This is a genomic window from Pantoea eucrina (assembly GCF_020079945.1).
Classification (GTDB): Bacteria; Pseudomonadota; Gammaproteobacteria; order Enterobacterales; family Enterobacteriaceae; genus Pantoea; species Pantoea eucrina.
The window spans coordinates 2,461,917-2,480,032 of record NZ_CP083448.1 but is presented as its reverse complement, the minus strand read 5'-3'; the positions used below and the strand labels follow the sequence as shown (position 1 = coordinate 2,480,032).

Genomic DNA, 18,116 nt, shown 5'->3' with positions numbered 1-18,116 from the left:
GGCAGAGCAGGAAACGTGCAGGCAGGGAGGGGATCTCCCTGCGTGCTGGTCAGGATTGGCGGGGTTTACGGCGGCGTTTCAGCGGCGTGAGGGCGGTGACTTCGCTCTCCACCCAGCCATCTTCCAGCCGGGTGCGCAGCCTGTCGCCTGGCTGCAGCGGCGCGATCTGTTTTACAACTTCGCCCTGCGCATCGGTGGTAACGCTGAAGCCGCGCGCCAGCGTCGCCAGCGGACTGACCCCTTCCAGCTGCGCCATCAGCGTACCAAAGCGCTGGCGATCCTGCCCCAGCTGCTGCTGCATGCTCTGCTGCAGACGGTAGTGCCAGTGCGCAAGCTGCTGCTGCGCGCGCAGGATGCGCCCCTGTGGCTGCTGCGCACTGAGCCGCTGCAGCAGCCGATCCTGCTGGCGCTGCGCGCTGCGCAGCTGCCGATCGGCGGCCGCGCCTAAGCGACGCTGCAGCTGAAACAGGGCGGTCTGCTGCCGTGCCAGGCGCAGCTGCGGATGCTGCTGCTGCAGGCGATGCTGAAGCTGCGTGAGGTAACGCTGCTGCCCGGCGAGATAGTAGTCCATCGCCATCTCCATGCGCTGCTGCTGCGACTGCAGCTGCCGCAGCAGCTCGACCTGATTGCGGCTGACAATCTCAGCGGCGGCAGAGGGCGTGGGCGCGCGCAGGTCGGCGACAAAATCGGCGATGGTGACATCCGTTTCATGCCCTACGGCGCTGACCACCGGCAGGCGGCTGGCAAAAATCGCCCGCGCCACGCGCTCATCGTTGAAGCACCAGAGATCTTCCAGCGAACCGCCGCCGCGGCCGACAATCAGCACGTCACATTCATTGCGCTGGTTGGCCAGCCCGATAGCGCGCACGATGGCAGCGGGCGCATCGGCTCCCTGCACCACGGTAGGGTAGATAACCACCGGGAGTGAGGGATCGCGGCGGTGCAGCACGCGCAGCACATCATGCAGCGCGGCGCCGGTTGCGGAGGTGATCACCCCGACCTGACGGGCCGGATCGGGCAGCGGCTGTTTGAACTGCTGATCGAACAACCCTTCTGCGCTGAGCTGCGCTTTCAGCTGCTCAAACTGCTGCTGCAGCAGGCCTTCACCCGCCGGATGCATGCTTTCAATGATTAACTGATAGTCGCCGCGCGGCTCATACAGCGTGACGCTGGCCCGCACCAGCACCTGCTGCCCGTGCTGCGGCCGGAACGTCACGCGCCGGTTGCTGTTGCGGAACATCGCACAGCGCACCTGGGCACCATCATCTTTCAGCGTGAAGTACCAGTGGCCGGACGCGGGCTGCGTGAAATTGGAGATCTCAGCGCTGAGCCACACCAGGCCCATCTCATTTTCCAGCAGCGTGCGCACCGTGGTGTTGAGGCGGCTGACGGTAAAAATATTGGCGGTTGCAGGTAGCGACATGTGATGAAGATCAAATTTTAAATCAGAGGGTTAATTCATCGATACTACAGGGCTGCTGCGCAGGATCAAGACTTTTTCTGAAAAAGCAGTAGAGGCAATCGGTTTCGTCCTGTATAATGCCGCGGCAATATTTTATCTGTTTTCAACGCCCCCAGGTGGAGATATTGCAATGCTAAGAATCGCGAAAGAAGCCCTCACATTTGACGACGTCCTGCTCGTTCCCGCTCACTCCACTGTATTGCCCAACACCGCTGACCTCAGCACTCAACTGACCAAAAACATCCGTCTGAACATTCCTATGCTCTCTGCTGCGATGGATACCGTGACCGAAGCGGGCCTGGCGATCGCGCTGGCACAGGAAGGCGGCCTCGGCTTTATCCATAAAAATATGTCGATTGAGCGTCAGGCTGATGAAGTGCGTAAGGTGAAAAAGCATGAAAGCGGCGTGGTAACAGAGCCGCAGACCGTGCTGCCAACCACAACGCTTGCGGAAGTGAAAGCGCTTACCGATCGCAACGGCTTCGCCGGCTATCCGGTCGTCAACGCCGGTAACGAGCTGGTAGGCATCATCACCGGTCGCGATGTGCGCTTTGTCACCGATTTGACGCTGCCGGTTACCGCAGTCATGACGCCGAAAGAGCGTCTGGTTACGGTAAAAGAGGGTGAGGCGCGCGAAGTGGTGCTGCAGAAGATGCATGAAAAGCGCGTTGAAAAAGCGCTGGTGGTGGATGAGAGCTTCCACCTGCTGGGCATGATTACCGTAAAAGATTTCCAGAAAGCTGAACGTAAACCCAACGCCTGTAAAGATGCGCAGGGTCGTCTGCGCGTGGGCGCGGCGGTAGGTGCCGGTGCCGGTAACGAAGAGCGCGTGGATGCGCTGGTTGCCGCCGGCGTTGACGTGCTGCTGATTGACTCTTCGCACGGCCATTCTGAAGGCGTACTGCAGCGCATTCGTGAAACCCGCGCCAAATACCCCGACCTTGAAATTATTGGCGGCAACGTTGCCACCGGCGCCGGTGCCCTGGCACTGGCGGAAGCGGGCGTCAGCGCGGTGAAAGTGGGCATCGGTCCTGGCTCTATCTGCACCACCCGTATCGTCACCGGCGTGGGCGTACCGCAGATCACCGCTGTTTCTGACGCCGTTGCGGCGCTGGAAGGCACCGGTATTCCGGTCGTGGCAGATGGCGGTATCCGCTTCTCCGGCGATATCGCTAAAGCGATCGCCGCAGGCGCAGCCGCAGTGATGGTGGGCTCTATGCTGGCCGGCACCGAAGAGTCTCCGGGCGAGATCGAACTCTATCAGGGGCGCGCATTCAAATCGTACCGCGGCATGGGCTCGCTCGGCGCTATGTCCAAAGGCTCTTCTGACCGTTACTTCCAGACCGATAACGCCGCAGATAAGCTGGTGCCGGAAGGCATCGAAGGCCGCGTTGCCTATAAAGGCCGCCTGAAAGAGATCGTCCATCAGCAGATGGGTGGCCTGCGCTCCTGCATGGGCCTGACCGGCTGCCCGACCATTGATGACCTGCGCACCAAAGCGGAGTTTGTTCGCATCAGCGGCGCCGGCATCAATGAGAGTCACGTGCACGATGTGACCATCACCAAAGAGTCACCGAACTACCGCATGGGTTCCTGATCCCTGAAGATTTCCCGCCCGGCTCTGGCCGGGCGCTTTTATTGTTAAGTCCATCCCACTGGAAATGCCTCAATGACGACTGAAAATATTCATAAACATCGTATCCTGATCCTCGATTTTGGTTCGCAGTATACGCAGCTGGTTGCGCGCCGCGTGCGTGAGCTGGGCGTCTACTGCGAACTCTGGGCGTGGGATGTCACCGAAGAGCAAATCCGTGCGTTCAACCCGAACGGAATTATCCTGTCAGGTGGCCCTGAGAGCACCACCGAGCTGGACAGCCCGCGCGCGCCTGAGTACGTCTTTAACGCTGGCGTGCCGGTGCTGGGCGTCTGCTACGGGATGCAGACCATGGCGATGCAGCTGGGCGGCAAGGTTGAAGGCTCAAATGAGCGCGAGTTTGGCTATGCGCAGGTGGAAGTCACCACGCAGAGCGCGCTGGTGCGTGATATCGAAGATGCCATCAGCGCCGCCGGCAAGCCGCTGCTGGATGTCTGGATGAGCCACGGCGATAAAGTCACCGCGATCCCGGCTGACTTCGTCACCGTCGCCAGCACTGAAACCTGTCCGTTTGCCATCATGGCGAATGAAGAGAAGAAATTCTACGGCGTGCAGTTCCATCCGGAAGTGACGCACACCCGGCAGGGACTGCGCATGCTGGAGCGCTTTATCCGCGATATCTGCGGCTGTGAAGCGCTCTGGACGCCCGCGAAAATCATTGAAGACGCCGTTGAGCGTATCCGCCAGCAGGTCGGCAGCGACCGCGTGATCCTTGGCCTCTCCGGCGGCGTTGACTCCTCGGTGACCGCCATGCTGCTGCACCGCGCCATCGGCGATCGCCTGACCTGCGTATTTGTTGATAACGGTCTGCTGCGCCTGAATGAAGCGGAGCAGGTGATGGATATGTTTGGCGATCATTTCGGTCTGAACATTGTCCACGTGCCGGCGGAAGCGCGCTTCCTCGATGCGCTGGCGGGTGAAAACGATCCGGAAGCCAAGCGTAAAATCATTGGCCGCGTGTTTGTTGAGGTGTTCGACGAAGAAGCGCTGAGGCTGACCGAAGTGAAGTGGCTGGCGCAGGGCACCATCTATCCGGATGTGATTGAGTCCGCTGCCTCAGCCACCGGTAAAGCGCACGTGATCAAATCGCACCATAACGTGGGCGGTCTGCCGAAAGAGATGAAGATGGGCCTGGTTGAGCCGCTGAAAGAGCTGTTCAAAGATGAAGTGCGCAAGATCGGTCTTGAGCTGGGCCTGCCGTATGACATGCTCTACCGTCACCCGTTCCCGGGACCGGGTCTCGGCGTGCGCGTGCTGGGCGAAGTGAAGAAAGAGTACTGCGATCTGCTGCGTCGCGCCGACGCCATCTTTATTGAGGAGCTGCGCAAAGCGGAGCTCTACAATAAAGTGAGCCAGGCGTTTACCGTGTTCCTGCCGGTGCGTTCCGTCGGCGTAATGGGTGACGGCCGTAAGTATGACTGGGTCGTCTCACTGCGCGCGGTGGAAACCATCGACTTTATGACCGCACACTGGGCGCATCTGCCATACGATTTCCTTGGCCGCGTCTCCAACCGCATCATCAATGAAGTCAGCGGCATCTCCCGCGTGGTGTATGACATCTCCGGTAAGCCACCGGCGACGATTGAGTGGGAATGATTTAAATCATTCTGTATATTTTAATATCACTCAAATGAATCAATAATTTATCGCAATTTTAAGTGTATCCCGCCTTCTACGGCGGGATTTTCAGAGTGTTTCAAGTGAAATTCCACTCTGTAACATACGTCAACATGGCATGCCCACCGTAAAGAACATTTGCAATGAGATGACTTGACTCATCACTCTGTGCGGCTGTTAAAGGTGTCACCTTTAGCTTGATAAAAATATATACAATGATTACATATTTATATCTTCTTTGATTTCAACAGGACAATAAAGGAGCATAAGCCGGTATGCCAGAGTTCATTTCTTTTTAATTAAATGTCAGGTTGTCGAGGTTGAGGTATCCATGACGATTGTTTTTGACAAATTCCTCAAACGTTTTTTCTAAAAACGATTTAGCTGATAAAGGAATATTTGAGGCATGTATAGTGCCATTTTCAATACGAACAAGATATTTATGATTATCAAAAAGGTTACTATCTATTTTTACCTCTGCGATAAACATTTGTCCTTTTTCACACGCCAGTAATTTATCCAATTCCACGTTGAAAATATTAATATAATGCTTTTTTTTGTCATTATGTTCAAGTATTTCTGCAGCCAAGAAAAGCAGAAGCAAGCCATGATAAGTTTTCGTGAAATATAGCGGTTCTATCAGCCGCAATCTAAAACAACTTACATTTAAATCGTTAATTTTTTCAGAAAAAACAATAAAACGGTTGTTCGCTACTGCAGGGAAAGTTACACCATTATCCAAAGCTGTGACTTCTTCCAGGATGACCTCAGAAGGTAAAAACACTCCAAGAGTTTCACCACTTTTTTCAATATCGATGATAAATTTCATTGCCAGGCAGAGACTGCGACGCCAGCTTGTATCAGGTGCGATATCGCGGCTATTATTGTAAATGTGCTCTACATCACCTGCAAGCCACTCATAGCTAACACCAAACTGAGAAGCAAGGTAATCAATTAATTTTGGTTTTATTAGTTCGTTTAACTCATCCATCGCAGAGTAAATTTTCCGAGTTAATCCGAAAGGCGACAGAGCAGTTACTGCGCTTGTCATAGTCACATCATGGATCTCAAATAGGTTACGCAAGTTTTGAGCAGGTTTATTATAATTAACAAGGTATGGTCTGATTTTATTTCCTAACTCCTCTTCAATGCAAATAATAAAATCATGCATTTTTTTTGTGTCGCCTTTATCAACTATAATTCGATAAAGATCGTTTAGATCATAAATGTCTTCTTCTGGATTAAATTTGAAAGCACCATTTTTTTGAGTAATGTTCTGACTAGTATACTCTTTTTGCTTATTGCCTAAAATAATAAATCGAAGTTCTTGATATTTATTTTCAAGGCCGTTGTTTAAATAAGTTTCGATAGTTTTTTCAATTTTTTCCGATTTCCCGTTAATCGTTACTTGGATAGCGTGGCGTTTGGCATTGGACCCAAGGTCGATGGCTGGATAATTTTTAGTGCTTAAATTTAGGTTAATCAGGTCATCATAATCAAACACTATCCCTGCAACTTTACAAGCAAATGACTCCCCAAAAATAGCTACGTCGAAGAGTCGTACTTTGCTCTTAGTCTCAATGTAGTATTTATAAGCAGTTAGGTAAATACTTAGGCGATCGGCTAACATTGCTTTTGAGTCCATTAATGCCCCTTTTGTACTGTTTTGATACGGTTAGTGTAGTTTACGCTAATTATTATTATCTTGCATAACCTTTGTAAAGACAAAAAGTTATATTTGCTTCACAATTTTAATTAATTTACAGAGGGTTTTACAAATGCATTTGCAGTTTATGCTGTATTCATGACAATTGTAGCAATTTTTGATAAATATTTTACAGTTTTAATATTTTAGAGCCTGATTTAATTGAGGGGGAATTAAAATTGCTAACTTCTTAACTGAGAGATACGTTATAATAACTGGTTTATTTAAATTAAAATTAAATATATAATGGATGCAATTTAAGATAAGTTGGTTGCTCATGCATGGCTGCAATTTCAAAATTTAATATCAAATACTTGTTTAAATAATAATATGATTCTGTGTTATATAATGATTTTGTTAACAGTATGATGTCAGGATTGTTAATGAGCAAAAAATATCTGGAAAAGCATCTTTAAATACTTAAACCTGATATTGGCGAGATTCTTTGCGCTTCTGTAAACCACACAATTATCGTTTTCACTAATAATTATTTTATTATGTGCAGAAATATTATAACTCTACCAGCAGCTGCATAAAGCAAGCCTTCACCAGGCTTTTTCCCTGACGCAGCGTTTGAGTTGCAATGATCATCATGACAAGACGTGTCCCGGCGCATAGTTGGTGAAAAAACAGACGCCGTTTCGCTGTACAATAACCCACTCTTTCTCTGCCCGGACATCCTGAATGCTGCCTGTGAAACTTATCCTGCTGACTTTTCTTTGCGCCGTGATCCTGTCGCTGGCGGCGAGCCTGGCACAGGCGACGCGCAGCGGCGACCTGCAGACCGGGCAGGGCGGCTGGGCCACCGCGCGGCGCGACTCCGCCGGACTGGCGCCCGATCCGCAGCGCTACGCCAGCGAAGCGGTGGTGCAGGTCTATGCGGCTCCCACTTACGGCTGGAAAGGCGCGGTGGCGGTGCATCCGTGGATCATCTTTAAGCGCGCCGGCGAGACGCAATATAATCGCTATGAGGTGATCAGCTGGGGCAGCGGTGACAAGGTGCGGCGTAACCGTAACCTGCCGGATGGCTACTGGTATGGCGCCCGTCCGCGTCTGCTGGTGGATCACCGCGGGGCCGCAGCGCAGGCGATGATCCCGCAGATTGAGGCGGCAATCCGCTCTTACCCGTGGCCCGCCACCTATCGCGCCTGGCCGGGGCCAAACAGCAATACCTTTCTGGCGCACATTGGTCGCGAAGTGCCGGCGCTGAAGCTCGACCTGCCGGCAAACGCGGTTGGCAAGGATTACCGCTCGCTGCTGCACCCGATAGGGCTGCCGCCCTCGGGGCGCGGTCTGCAGCTGTCGCTGCTGGGCGTACTGGGCGTGACGGTCGGTGCGGAAGAGGGGGTAGAGATGAACCTGCTGGGGCTTAATCTGGGCGTCGATTTCACGCCGCTGCGGCTGCGGCTGCCGTTTATTGGCGGTATCGGCCGGGATAACGTGCAGAAGGATAATCCCTGACGGGGGCGCCGCGGATTGCGGCGCGCCGGGCACTCAGCAGACGCCGAAGTCGCCCTCTTCATGATAGAGATTGACGCTGTCTGCTTTAATCTCTATCTCTTTTTTCAGCGGGTCGTCGATACGGGCGCACCAGAGCATATCGCCCTCTGCACGCAGCACCTGCATTTTAGGACCACCGGTTTTCGACTGCACAAAATCGCCTGCGTTAAACATGCTGTATCTCCATCGGATAAGGGTATGAGTGAGTGTAGCTGCGCCAGCATAAAGGCGCAGCTGTCGTGACTCAGTGCGGCAGTAAAAACAGCGTGGCCAGACCGAGAAAGATAAAGAAACCGCCGGTGTCGGTGAGCGCGGTGATCAGCACGCTGGACCCCACCGCCGGATCGCGCTTCATTTTGGTCATGATCAGCGGAATAAGCACGCCCATCAGCGCCGCCAGCAGCAGGTTCAGCACCATCGCCAGCATCATCACGCCGCCAAGCTGAATATTGTCATACATCAGCCAGGTGATGCCGCCCATAATGCCGCCCCAGAACAGGCCGTTGATCAGCGCCACGCCCAGCTCGCGACCGATCAGGAAGGAGAAGTTACCAGGCTCCACCTGATGCAGCGCCAGCGCGCGCACAATCATGGTAATGGTCTGGTTGCCGGTATTGCCGCCAATGCCCGCCACAATCGGCATCAGGGTCGCGAGCGCCACCAGCTGTGAAATTGTGGCTTCAAACAGGCCGATGACGCGCGAGGCGATAAATGCGGTGCAGAGGTTAATGGCCAGCCACGTCCAGCGCTTGCTCACCGCTTTACGCACCGGCGCAAACACATCCTCCTCCTGGCTGATCCCGCCCATTTTACGGATGTTGCTCTCATTCTCCTGGTTAACCAGATCGATCACATCCTCAACGGTAATACGGCCAATCAGTTTGCCTTTGGCGTCGGTAACGGCAGCAGAGATCAGGTTGTAGCGCTCAAAGGCGCTGGCGGCATCCTCGGCGTTGTCATTGAGCTGAAACGTAGTGGGGCGGGGATTCATCACATCTGCGACCAGCGTTTTGGGCTTATTGAGCAGAATATCGGTCAGCGGCAGCTCGCCGAGCAGCTGGTTTTGCGCATTGGTGATAAAGATTTTATCGGTGCCGTTGGGCATACTGCTGCGCTTGCGCAGAAAGCGCTGCACCGTGGCAAGGGTGACGTCGGCGCGCACGGTGAGAATATTGAAATCCATGATGCGGCCTACGCGGTCGCGATCGAGCTCAATCACATCGAGCAGGCGCGCGCGCAGCTGCGGCTCCAGCGTGGTCAGCAGGCGGCCGGTGAGATCGCGCGACAGATAGCGCGCCAGATAGACCTGATCGTCGATATCCAGCGGTTCAATCGCGCGCAGGATCTCGCGGTCGCTCATGCCTTCGGTGAGGCTCTCCCAGACGGTCTCTGAGGCTTCAACCAGCACGCGGCCACGCTGTTCGGAGGGGACCAGCTGCCAGAGCGCCCGGCGCTCCTCTTCCGGCAGCGCTTCCAAAATATCAGCGAGGTCGGCGGCGTGCAGCGGCGCCAGCTCCTGCTCCAGCTGCTGGCGCCAGGCGGCCACTTCACGCAGCTCTGCGGCGTTGAGATCGACGGATTTATCCAGCAGGACATCCACTAAGTCCTGTTTGCTCAGCAGCAGTGAAAGAATGCGCTGGCGGGATTCGGTTAGTTGTTGTGCGTGCGAGGCAGACATAACGCGTCCTTTGTGTCTGTAAAGTCAGCACAAAGTGTAGCGTGTTACCGCCAGAACGGGCAGAACAAAGGCGCCAGTCGCAGCGTCAGCGTGTCTCGCTGCTGCTCAGCGTTGCCGGTTCCGGCAGGGTCTTTTTCTGCTGATGATGCTCAATGGCACCGGGAATGATAAAGATCAGGCGACCAGCCAGAATAAAAAAGCTGATCAGCAAAACGATGCGGGTCATGGTGCCGGTTTTGGGACGTCTTCGTGGTGATAGGGCGCTGTTCACGCGGGTGTTCCTGTTGATACCCCTCAGGGCGATAACAATATTTAGTCACAGTTACCGGATGGGGTCAATCGCTGTATGAAAAATAAGCATTGAATGCGTGCGACAGGGGCCGCAGACCGCGGCCCTGCTTCAGTAACTCGCCTTTTGTGCCAGCAGGGTGGCAAACTGACATTTAATACGGTTGCCGTCAGCGTCACGACGGTGCAGCTCGCCGACATCCTCGTTATATTTTACGATGTGCCAGTTGCGGTAGTAGTGGCTCAGCTCGCCCGATTTAAAGGTAAACGGGAACGCCTGCGTATTGGGGTAATCAGCGGTGCTCATCGCCGCCACAATCAGGTTGTAGCCATACTTCTGCGTACTGGCCTGCATATCGGCAATCAGCTGCGGGATCGTCTGCGGCTGCAGAAACATCATCACCACCGTTGAGAGCACAAACTGATAGCTGCCGTTGAAGCGCAGCTGGTTGAGATCGCACAGCGCTGTCTGAATGTTCAGCAGCTGTTCGGTGGCAATAATGGTATTCAGGTAGTCAAGGCTTGCCGGATTAGCGTCCCAGGCGGTGACGTTAAAGCCGTGCTGGCTGAGATAAAGGCTGTTGCGGCCTTTACCGCAGCCGAGATCCAGCGCGTTGCCCGGCGTCAGCTTCGGCAGCGCCGCGCGCACTTCAGAGTGCGGCGGCGATAAATCATACTTTTCTGTAAACCAGTTATCAGGGCGTATCGTCATTGTCAGACAGCGGGCGGACGGCCCGCGTTACTCCTCTTCCAGCAGCAGTTTCCAGCCGGTCACATCGCTCCAGTACGCCTGCTCGCGCTCCAGATCGAGCTGCACCAGCGTATTCTGGCTGAGAAAACCGGCCGGGAAAGTGAGCGTCCAGTGACCATCGTCCGTTGAGAGCTTCAGTGCATCGGGGCGCGTGGTCGCCTGACGCTGGTTATTCAGCAGCGTGCCGAGGCGCAGCAGAAAAATCATCGGCAGCACCTGCTTTTTCTTAAACAGGGTAAAGCGCGGGATCTCATCCTGCTTCACCGCTTTACGATGGAAGCGTACCAGCGTGGCCAGTAGCATCTGTTGATCCTGATTAAAGCCAGGCATATTGGAGTGCTGCAGAATATAGGCGGAGTGCCGCTGCATACCGCTGTGATTAATGGTCAGCCCGACCTCATGCAGCAGCGCCGCCCATTTCAGCAGAGCGGTCAGCTGCGGGTTCGCCTGTTTCGGATTCTGCTCCTGCCACTGCAGATAGAGCTGCTCTGTCGTCTCCAGCACGCGGCGCGCCTGATCGCTGTCGATCACATAGTGGTTCGCCAGACTCTGTGCGGTGCGGCTGCGGATATCCTGATGGCGGAAACGGCCCTCCATCTCATAGAGCACCCCTTCGCGCAGCGCGCCGTCAGAGAGACGCAGTTCACGGATCGCCAGTGCGTCAAAGACGCCGCACAGAATCGCAAGGCCAGGCACAAACACCGCTTTGCGCTCTTCAGATAAGCCCGGCAGGCTCAGCGCATCAAAGGATTTATGCTTCAGCACTTCACCGACCAGCATATCGAGACTGTCAGGCGTTACGCGCTTCTCTTTCTCGCCCATTGCCAGCAGCACTTCACAGGCGGCTTTAATACTGCCGGAGGCGCCCAGTGCATATTGCCAGCCGTGCAGGCGATACTGCCACGCCAGCGTCTCCAGCTTGTGCGTAGCGGCGAGGCGGGCGCGACGGAAATTATCCTGGCTGATTTCGCCTTTCGGGAAATAGAGATTAGCGAAGCTGACGCAGCCCATGCGGCGGCTCTCAACCAGCTGCGGCTCAAAATCCTCACCGATTACCAGCTCGGTTGACCCGCCGCCGATATCGATAACCAGCTTGCGCCCTTTTTCTGGCTGAGTGTGCTCAACGCCCATGAAGATCAGGCGCGCCTCTTCGTTACCGGAGATGACCTCAATCGGATAGGGGATCACTTCCGCGGCGCGCTGCAAAAACTCTTCGGCATTGGTCGCAATGCGCAGCGTGTGCGTGCCGACAATGGTCACGTTGGCGGCGCTAAAGCCCTGCAGTCGCTCAGCGAACAGGGCCAGGCAGCTCAGGCCGCGCACTATCGCCTCTTCGCTCAGCCGGTTTTGCGCGTCAAGCCCGTCAGCCAGATGCACCCGCTGCTTGAGGCGTCCCAGAACCTGCATGGCGCCATCCACCACGCGGGCGATCACCATATGAAAACTGTTTGAGCCGAGATCGATGGCCGCAAATTCCTGCGGCTTCGGCGTACTCTTCGGAGTAATTGGCATAGGCGTTATTCGGGTTGTTCCAGTCTCTTGATGTAATCGTAAATCGCCAGCTGCGAGCGCACTTTCCTGCGATTGCCGCGCGGAACATAACGGTTACTCAGCTCTTTGTCTACGATACGTGCTTTAACCGTATCACTTAACAGAATGGCGATAATATCCAGAATCCGCTGTTTAAGACGCGGATCGAGCACCGCCACGGCGACCTCAATGCGGTAATCGATGTTGCGCGTCATCCAGTCAGCCGAAGAGAGAAACACCTTTTTCTCACCGCCATTTTCAAAAATATACACCCGGTCGTGCTCAAGATAACGATCAACAATGCTGGTGATGCGAATATTTTCGCTGATGCCAGGCAGGTCCGGGATCAGCGAGCACATACCGCGCACCAGCAGATTGATTTTTACCCCGGCTGACGAGGCTGCATAGAGCCTGTCGACCAGGCCATTATCCACCAGGTTATTGATTTTAAGCGTAATTCCGCACGGCTTACTCTGCTGCGCATTGGCAATCTCCGTGTCAATCAACTGATAAAGCACGGCCCGCGAATTTTGCGGTGACACCATCAGATGTTCAAAGGTAACCGGGCGATAGGGGTTCTCAATGAAGTTAAATACGCGGCGGACTTCGTTCGTGATGCGTGCGTCAGCGGTCAGCAGAGAGTAGTCGGTATACAGGCGCGCAGTCTTCTCATTAAAGTTGCCGGTGCCGATATGCGCATAGCGCACCACCTCTTCACCTTCGCGACGGGAAATCAGAAACAGTTTGGCGTGAATTTTCAGACCAGGCGCAGAGAAGATGACGTGCACGCCCGCCTCAGTCAGCCGCTTGGCCCAGTGGATATTCGCCTCTTCATCAAAGCGCGCCTGCAGCTCAACCACCACCGTCACTTTCTTGCCGTTGTGCGCCGCGTGGATCATCGCATCCATAATGCGGGAGTGTTTGGCTACGCGATAGATATTGATTTTGATCGCCAGCACGCTGGGATCGAACGACGCCTGACGCAGCAGCTCCAGCACATGTTCAAAGGTGTGATAGGGGTAGTAGAGCAGCACGTCGCGATCGCGGATAGCGTCAAAGCCATTTCGGAAGCCATCAAAGCCGATATGGCGGATCTGCGGCAGCGGCCGGTTGACCAGGTTACTTTTGCCGACGTTGGGAAAGCCGATAAAATCTTTAAAGTTATGGTAGCGGCCACCCGGCACAATGGAGTCATAGTTAGAGATAGAGAGCTTGTGGCGCAGCATCTCCACCATGGCATCGGGCATATCGCGCTGATAGACAAAGCGCACCGGTTCGGCAGTAAGGCGCTGCTTCAGGCTGGAGGACATCAGCTCCAGCAGGCTCGACTCCATCTCTGTAACCAGATCATATTCGGCATCGCGCGTCATTTTCATGGAGTAGGCGTTCAGCGCATCGTAGTCAAAGAAGCCTTTAAAAATCTCATCCAGGCAGTAGCGCAGAATGTTATCCAGCAGGATCATCGGCTTGCGGCGGCGTGGCGACTCGGCCGGCAGGTTGATAAAGCGCGGCACTTTGTCTGACGGGATCTCCAGCAGCGCATAGCGGATATCCTCGCCGCGAATGATCTCCACCGCCAGATAGGTGTAGTCATCCTTGAGAAACTCAATCAGATCGGTGTCATGGTTGATCAGAATCGGCGTAACGTGCTGACGCAGCTGGTGTTTGAAATAGTGGCGCAGCCACTCCTGCTGATTGGGTGAGAGCTGGCGTTCGTTGATCAGGAAGATCTGGTTACGCGCCATCTCCAGCAGCAGCTCATTGTAGAGCGCGTCAAACTCCTGATCGGACTTCAGTACCCGCTGCTGGATCTTCTTCAGCAGATGCCGCAGGGGAGTGGGTTTACCCTGCTCTTCGCTGATCAGAATGCGCCGCTTCAGATCGGCAAAGCGCACCTTGTAGAACTCTTCAAGGTTGTTGGAATAGATCCCTAAAAACCGCATGCGCTCAATCAGCGGGTTACTTTTATCCGCCGCTTCCTGCAGCACACGTTCATTAAAGGATAACCAGCTTATTTCTTTTTCTATATACAGCTTTTCCTGACCCATTCTGACTCCGTGATGCTGTGGCGGGACGATATGTCCGGCGCAAGGCGCGCAGTGGTGCGGCTCCGCTCAGTCTCCTTCACCATTATTGCTAGAGTATGGCAGGCTTGTCCAACCGCAACAGTTGTCTTATCAATCCGCTACGGGCAACATAGCGACTCTCTAATCTGAATCCCTGACCGGCATGAGCATAAACCATATTCCTGTTGAATCTAATGACCGTCGCCGGCGCGCCATCGATCGCTTTGTGCGGCGCATGGTAACGGCGTGCGGCGCAGGAATATTGCTGCTGATGCTGCTGCTGTTCTTCTGGCTTATCTGGGTGGTCCTGCCCCTGTTCAGCGCGCCACAGCTTCAGCCTGCGCTCAGCCAGCAGCTGTGGGATAAAACGCCGGCGCTGGCGCTGGGCAGCAGCGACACGCTGGGCTGGCGCATCAGTCGTCATGAAGCGCGTTTTATTCCGCTTAACGGCGACCCCGCCGGACCGGCGCTGGCACTTTCGGATGCGCCGCAGGCCGCCGTGACCAGCAGCGCGGCTGATGCCGTGTTACTCAACGTGCAGGGCGCACTGCTATTGATGCAGCCGCGAATAGAGCACGATCGCGGCGAGTGGTATTTTCCGCTGGGCGATCGGCCGCTGCGCCTGCCGCAGGGTGCCGTCAGCCAGATGGCGCTGGCGCACATCGACGACGGGCAGTGGCGTATTGCTGCACAGACGCCGTCGGGGATCAGCGTGCTGACGCTGGCCAGTCAGCAGCCTGTCAGTCAGGTTATGCTGCCGCAGCAGCATGCCGACCAGCTGCTGCTGTCGCCTGACGGCACGCAGCTCTTTACCAGCCGTGAGCGCCAGCTGCAGGTGTGGCAGATTAGCGCTGAGGGCGCACAGCTGCGCGAAACGCAGGCGCTGACGCAGCCGGTTGCGAGCCTGCATATGCTGGCGGGTGGCCGAACGCTGCTGATCAGAGACGATCGCGGTGTCAGCCAGTGGTTTGCCATTACCGGCGAGCACGGTCCGCGCCTGCAAAAAATTAAAACCTGGCACGGCTCGCAGGGGGCGCAGGGCGTGGCAACCGAGTCACAGCGCCGGGTATTTGCCAGCTGGGATGCGCAGGGCGTACTCAGCCTGTTTGCCAGCAAACAGTCAGGCCCGATCCTCACGCGTCAGCTGGCGCTGGGCATTCAGGCGGTCGCCTTTTCGCCGCGCGGTGACGGCGTGATCGTCGAACACGCCGGGCGCTGGCAGCAGCTCCGGATTGATAACCCGTGGCCTGATGTTACCTGGCGTAGCCTGTGGCAGAAAATCTGGTATGAAAATTATCCGCACGCCGACTGGGTGTGGCAATCCACCGCGGCCGGTGACAGCTATCAGGCGAAGTTCAGCCTGGTTCCGCTGGTTATCGGTACCCTCAAGGCCGCCGCGCTGGCGCTGCTGTTTGCCACGCCGCTGGCGCTGGCTGCCGCTATCTATACCGCCTGGTTTATGTCGCCGGGACTGCGGCGCTGGGTTAAACCCGGCATTGAGATGATGGGCGCGCTGCCGAGCGTGGTGATCGGCCTGATTGCCGGTATCTGGATGGCGCCGCATATCAGCCATGTGCTGGCGGGCGTGCTGCTGCTGCCGGTGATACTGGCCGCTACGCTGCTGCTGTGCGGCGTGCTGAGCCCGCGTCTGCCGGCGCGCTGGCGTCGTCCGGGCGTCGAGGTGCTATTACTTCTGCCGCTGCTGCTGCTGGTCACGCTGCTGACGCTATGGCTGGCAGCCCGGCTCTGGCCGGACGCCGGTGAACAGCTTATTCACTACGAACAGCGTAATCTGCTGGTTGCCGCCGTAGCAATGGGATTTGCGCTGGTGCCGCTGATATTTACCCTGGCGGAAGATGCGCTGTTCAGCGTGCCGGGGGCGCTCGGACAGGGATCGCTGGCGCTGGGTGCTACGCCGTGGCAGACCCTGACGCGGGTCGTACTGCCCGGCGCTTCTGCCGGGATTTTTGCCGCACTGATGATCGGTTTTGGCCGGGCGGTGGGCGAGACGATGATTGTGCTGATGGCCACCGGCAACACGCCGGTGAGCGAAGGCGGGCTGTTTGCCGGGCTGCGCGCGCTATCAGCGAATATTGCGATAGAGATGCCGGAGGCGGCAGCGGGCAGCGCGCACTACCGCATCCTGTTTCTCAGCGCGCTGCTGCTGCTGCTGTTTACGCTGGTTATCAACACGGTCGCAGAAGTGATCCGCCAGCGGCTGCGCCGGCGTTATGGCCAGCATGAGGGACAGGGATGAAAAACGCACATCGTCAGAACGATCGCTGGCGCTGGCTGACGGCGGGTGCGGTGGCCGTCTGTTTACTGGCGTTTACGCTGCTGATCGGCCTGCTTGGCTGGCAGGGCGTGCGCGCCTTCTGGCCGCAGCCGGTGGATCGCTATCAGTTTCAGGCTCCCGGCGCGTCGCCGGTTACGCTGCTGGGCGAGACGCTGCAGGCAGAGCGGCAGAGTACCGGATGGCGCTACCTGGTAAAAACCGGCAACCGCGATTTTGCCGCCCCCGATTTCCGCGTCATTTACAGCGCCGGGCCCGCGCGCGCGGAACAGCCGCGTGACGTGCTGGTGCTGCAACGGCGCAACGGCGGTAACGCTTACGGCTGGCTGGTGGCGCTGCGGGAAGACAATGAGACGCTCACCGCACACAACCGTGATGCGCTGCTGCAGCAGCGTCTGCAGCAGGTACAGGAGCAGCTGCGTCAGGCAGAGGATATCCGCCGTATCGATATGGCGCGGCTCAATGCGCAGCTGGAAAATCTGCAGCAGCAGGCGGATGAGCAGCAGCGCGAACAGCGTTTTGGCCTGCAGCAGCAGTCAGAGTTCGACGCCAACAGCGCGGCGCTGCATCGTCGCTTCAGCGCGCTGGCTGAGCAGCTGACGCATCTGCAGCAGGCGAGCCAGCGCGATACGCTGATCCTGCGCGACGCGCAGGGCGCAGAACATACTATCCCGCTGGCGCAGATTGTTGCGGCCTGGTACCCCAATAACATGAGCGTGTCGCAAAAAGCGCAGCACTTTTTGCGGCAGGTGTGGCAGTTTGTCAGCGACTCACCGGCGGCAGGCGGCAGCGAGAGCGGCGCGTTTCCGGCTATCTTTGGCACGGTGCTGATGGTGGTGCTGATGTCGGTCATCGTTATGCCGCTCGGCGTGGTGGCTGCCGTCTGGCTGCATGAGTATGCCGTACGTCACGCCCTGACGCGGCTGGTGCGTATCGCCGTGGTGAATCTCGCCGGCGTCCCCTCTATCGTTTATGGCGTATTTGGTCTCGGTTTTTTTGTCTGGCTGATTGGCGGCACGCTCGATCAGCTCTTCTTTTCCCGTGCGCTGCCGAACCCAACCTTTGGTACGCCAGGCCTGCTGTGGGCGTCGCTAACGCTGGCACTGCTGACGCTGCCGGTGGTGATTGTGGCGACAGAAGAGGGGTTGTCACGGATACCCGATACGCTGCGTCAGGGATCGCTGGCGCTGGGGGCAACGCAGGCAGAAACCCTGTGGCGGGTGGTACTGCCGCTGGCGGTGCCGGCGATGCTCACCGGACTGATTCTGGCAGTGGCGCGAGCGGCGGGAGAGACGGCGCCGCTGATGCTGGTCGGCGTGGTTAAGATGGTACCGGAGCTGCCGGTAGACGCCGTGTTTCCTTATCTGCATCTTGACCGCAAATTTATGCACCTCGGCTTTCAGATTTACGATCTGGCCTTTCAGAGCCCGAACATCGACGCCGACAGGCCGCTGGTTTATGCCACTGCGCTGCTGCTGGTCATGATTATTCTGTCGCTGAATCTGCTGGCGATGGTGCTGCGCCACCGGCTGCGCGAACGCTACCGGCTGATGACGCACTAACAAGGTTGAA

General features: G+C 56.3%; 13 protein-coding genes. 5 read left to right on the top strand and 8 right to left on the bottom strand.

All coding sequences use genetic code 11. The features are described 5' to 3' along the window. Window positions 1–49 precede the first annotated feature (49 nt). On the bottom strand, window positions 50–1,423 hold the full coding sequence (xseA, locus tag LAC65_RS11840) for an exodeoxyribonuclease VII large subunit (RefSeq protein ID WP_039379597.1): 1,374 nt from the start codon (window positions 1,421–1,423) through the stop codon (window positions 50–52). A 169-nt stretch (window positions 1,424–1,592) separates the two neighbouring features. Here xseA and guaB point away from each other — a divergent pair, with 169 nt between their 5' ends. Continuing rightward, window positions 1,593–3,059, top strand: coding sequence for an IMP dehydrogenase (gene guaB / locus LAC65_RS11835; protein WP_203025682.1), 1,467 nt, complete (start codon window positions 1,593–1,595; stop codon window positions 3,057–3,059). 72 nt (window positions 3,060–3,131) lie between these two features. Then, complete coding sequence (gene guaA, locus LAC65_RS11830) at window positions 3,132–4,712, top strand: glutamine-hydrolyzing GMP synthase (RefSeq protein WP_039379592.1); 1,581 nt, start codon at window positions 3,132–3,134, stop codon at window positions 4,710–4,712. Window positions 4,713–5,028: 316 nt separating this feature from the next. On the opposite strand, the gene LAC65_RS11825 is transcribed toward guaA, so the two are convergent. Continuing rightward, complete coding sequence (locus tag LAC65_RS11825) at window positions 5,029–6,378, bottom strand: SMEK domain-containing protein (RefSeq protein ID WP_203025684.1); 1,350 nt, start codon at window positions 6,376–6,378, stop codon at window positions 5,029–5,031. A 744-nt stretch (window positions 6,379–7,122) separates the two neighbouring features. Between LAC65_RS11825 and LAC65_RS11820 the strand changes: the two genes are divergently transcribed. Then, the gene (locus tag LAC65_RS11820; protein ID WP_039379583.1) at window positions 7,123–7,899 is read left to right on the top strand and encodes a DUF3750 domain-containing protein; all 777 of its coding nucleotides are present in this window, start codon (window positions 7,123–7,125) and stop codon (window positions 7,897–7,899) included. A 33-nt stretch (window positions 7,900–7,932) separates the two neighbouring features. Here LAC65_RS11820 and LAC65_RS11815 read toward each other — a convergent pair whose 3' ends face one another. The 6 genes from LAC65_RS11815 to ppk1 all read right to left on the bottom strand — a co-directional run bounded on the left by LAC65_RS11815 (window position 7,933) and on the right by ppk1 (window position 14,233). Further along, window positions 7,933–8,112: a YodC family protein gene (locus LAC65_RS11815; RefSeq protein WP_039379580.1), complete on the bottom strand. Its 180-nt coding sequence runs from the start codon at window positions 8,110–8,112 to the stop codon at window positions 7,933–7,935. Window positions 8,113–8,182: 70 nt separating this feature from the next. Beyond that, window positions 8,183–9,616, bottom strand: coding sequence for a magnesium transporter (gene mgtE / locus LAC65_RS11810; RefSeq protein ID WP_039379576.1), 1,434 nt, complete (start codon window positions 9,614–9,616; stop codon window positions 8,183–8,185). An 85-nt stretch (window positions 9,617–9,701) separates the two neighbouring features. Continuing rightward, window positions 9,702–9,887, bottom strand: coding sequence for a YfgG family protein (locus LAC65_RS11805; RefSeq protein WP_039379573.1), 186 nt, complete (start codon window positions 9,885–9,887; stop codon window positions 9,702–9,704). 129 nt (window positions 9,888–10,016) lie between these two features. Further along, on the bottom strand, window positions 10,017–10,616 hold the full coding sequence (gene tehB / locus LAC65_RS11800; protein WP_039379571.1) for a tellurite resistance methyltransferase TehB: 600 nt from the start codon (window positions 10,614–10,616) through the stop codon (window positions 10,017–10,019). A gap of 27 nt (window positions 10,617–10,643) precedes the next feature. Further along, window positions 10,644–12,167: an exopolyphosphatase gene (gene ppx / locus LAC65_RS11795; RefSeq protein ID WP_039379568.1), complete on the bottom strand. Its 1,524-nt coding sequence runs from the start codon at window positions 12,165–12,167 to the stop codon at window positions 10,644–10,646. Between the two features lie 5 nt (window positions 12,168–12,172). After that, a complete protein-coding gene (gene ppk1 / locus LAC65_RS11790; protein ID WP_039379564.1) occupies window positions 12,173–14,233 on the bottom strand; it encodes a polyphosphate kinase 1 in 2,061 nt (686 codons plus the stop codon). Window positions 14,234–14,414: 181 nt separating this feature from the next. Here ppk1 and LAC65_RS11785 point away from each other — a divergent pair, with 181 nt between their 5' ends. Together LAC65_RS11785 and pstA are read left to right on the top strand one after the other, a co-directional pair. Continuing rightward, window positions 14,415–16,508 carry an ABC transporter permease subunit gene (locus LAC65_RS11785; protein WP_039379562.1) on the top strand — a complete coding sequence of 698 codons (2,094 nt, stop codon included), beginning with the start codon at window positions 14,415–14,417 and terminating at the stop codon, window positions 16,506–16,508. Then, window positions 16,505–18,106 (top strand): phosphate ABC transporter permease PstA, encoded by a 1,602-nt coding sequence (gene pstA / locus LAC65_RS11780; protein WP_039379560.1) that lies wholly within the window; start codon window positions 16,505–16,507, stop codon window positions 18,104–18,106. Before LAC65_RS11785 ends, pstA begins: the two co-directional genes overlap by 4 nt. Window positions 18,107–18,116: the final 10 nt, after the last annotated feature.

Bases quoted from the DNA above. Each gene is read 5' to 3' on its own strand.
- guaB (WP_203025682.1), top strand. From the start codon at position 1,593: ATGCTAAGAATCGCGAAAGAAGCCCTCACATTTGACGACGTCCTGCTC.
- pstA (WP_039379560.1), top strand. From the start codon at position 16,505: ATGAAAAACGCACATCGTCAGAACGATCGCTGGCGCTGGCTGACGGCG.
- mgtE (WP_039379576.1), bottom strand. From the start codon at position 9,616: ATGTCTGCCTCGCACGCACAACAACTAACCGAATCCCGCCAGCGCATT.
- LAC65_RS11785 (WP_039379562.1), top strand. From the start codon at position 14,415: ATGAGCATAAACCATATTCCTGTTGAATCTAATGACCGTCGCCGGCGC.
- xseA (WP_039379597.1), bottom strand. From the start codon at position 1,423: ATGTCGCTACCTGCAACCGCCAATATTTTTACCGTCAGCCGCCTCAAC.
- ppx (WP_039379568.1), bottom strand. From the start codon at position 12,167: ATGCCAATTACTCCGAAGAGTACGCCGAAGCCGCAGGAATTTGCGGCC.
- tehB (WP_039379571.1), bottom strand. From the start codon at position 10,616: ATGACGATACGCCCTGATAACTGGTTTACAGAAAAGTATGATTTATCG.
- LAC65_RS11820 (WP_039379583.1), top strand. From the start codon at position 7,123: ATGCTGCCTGTGAAACTTATCCTGCTGACTTTTCTTTGCGCCGTGATC.
- ppk1 (WP_039379564.1), bottom strand. From the start codon at position 14,233: ATGGGTCAGGAAAAGCTGTATATAGAAAAAGAAATAAGCTGGTTATCC.
- LAC65_RS11815 (WP_039379580.1), bottom strand. From the start codon at position 8,112: ATGTTTAACGCAGGCGATTTTGTGCAGTCGAAAACCGGTGGTCCTAAA.
- guaA (WP_039379592.1), top strand. From the start codon at position 3,132: ATGACGACTGAAAATATTCATAAACATCGTATCCTGATCCTCGATTTT.
- LAC65_RS11825 (WP_203025684.1), bottom strand. From the start codon at position 6,378: ATGGACTCAAAAGCAATGTTAGCCGATCGCCTAAGTATTTACCTAACT.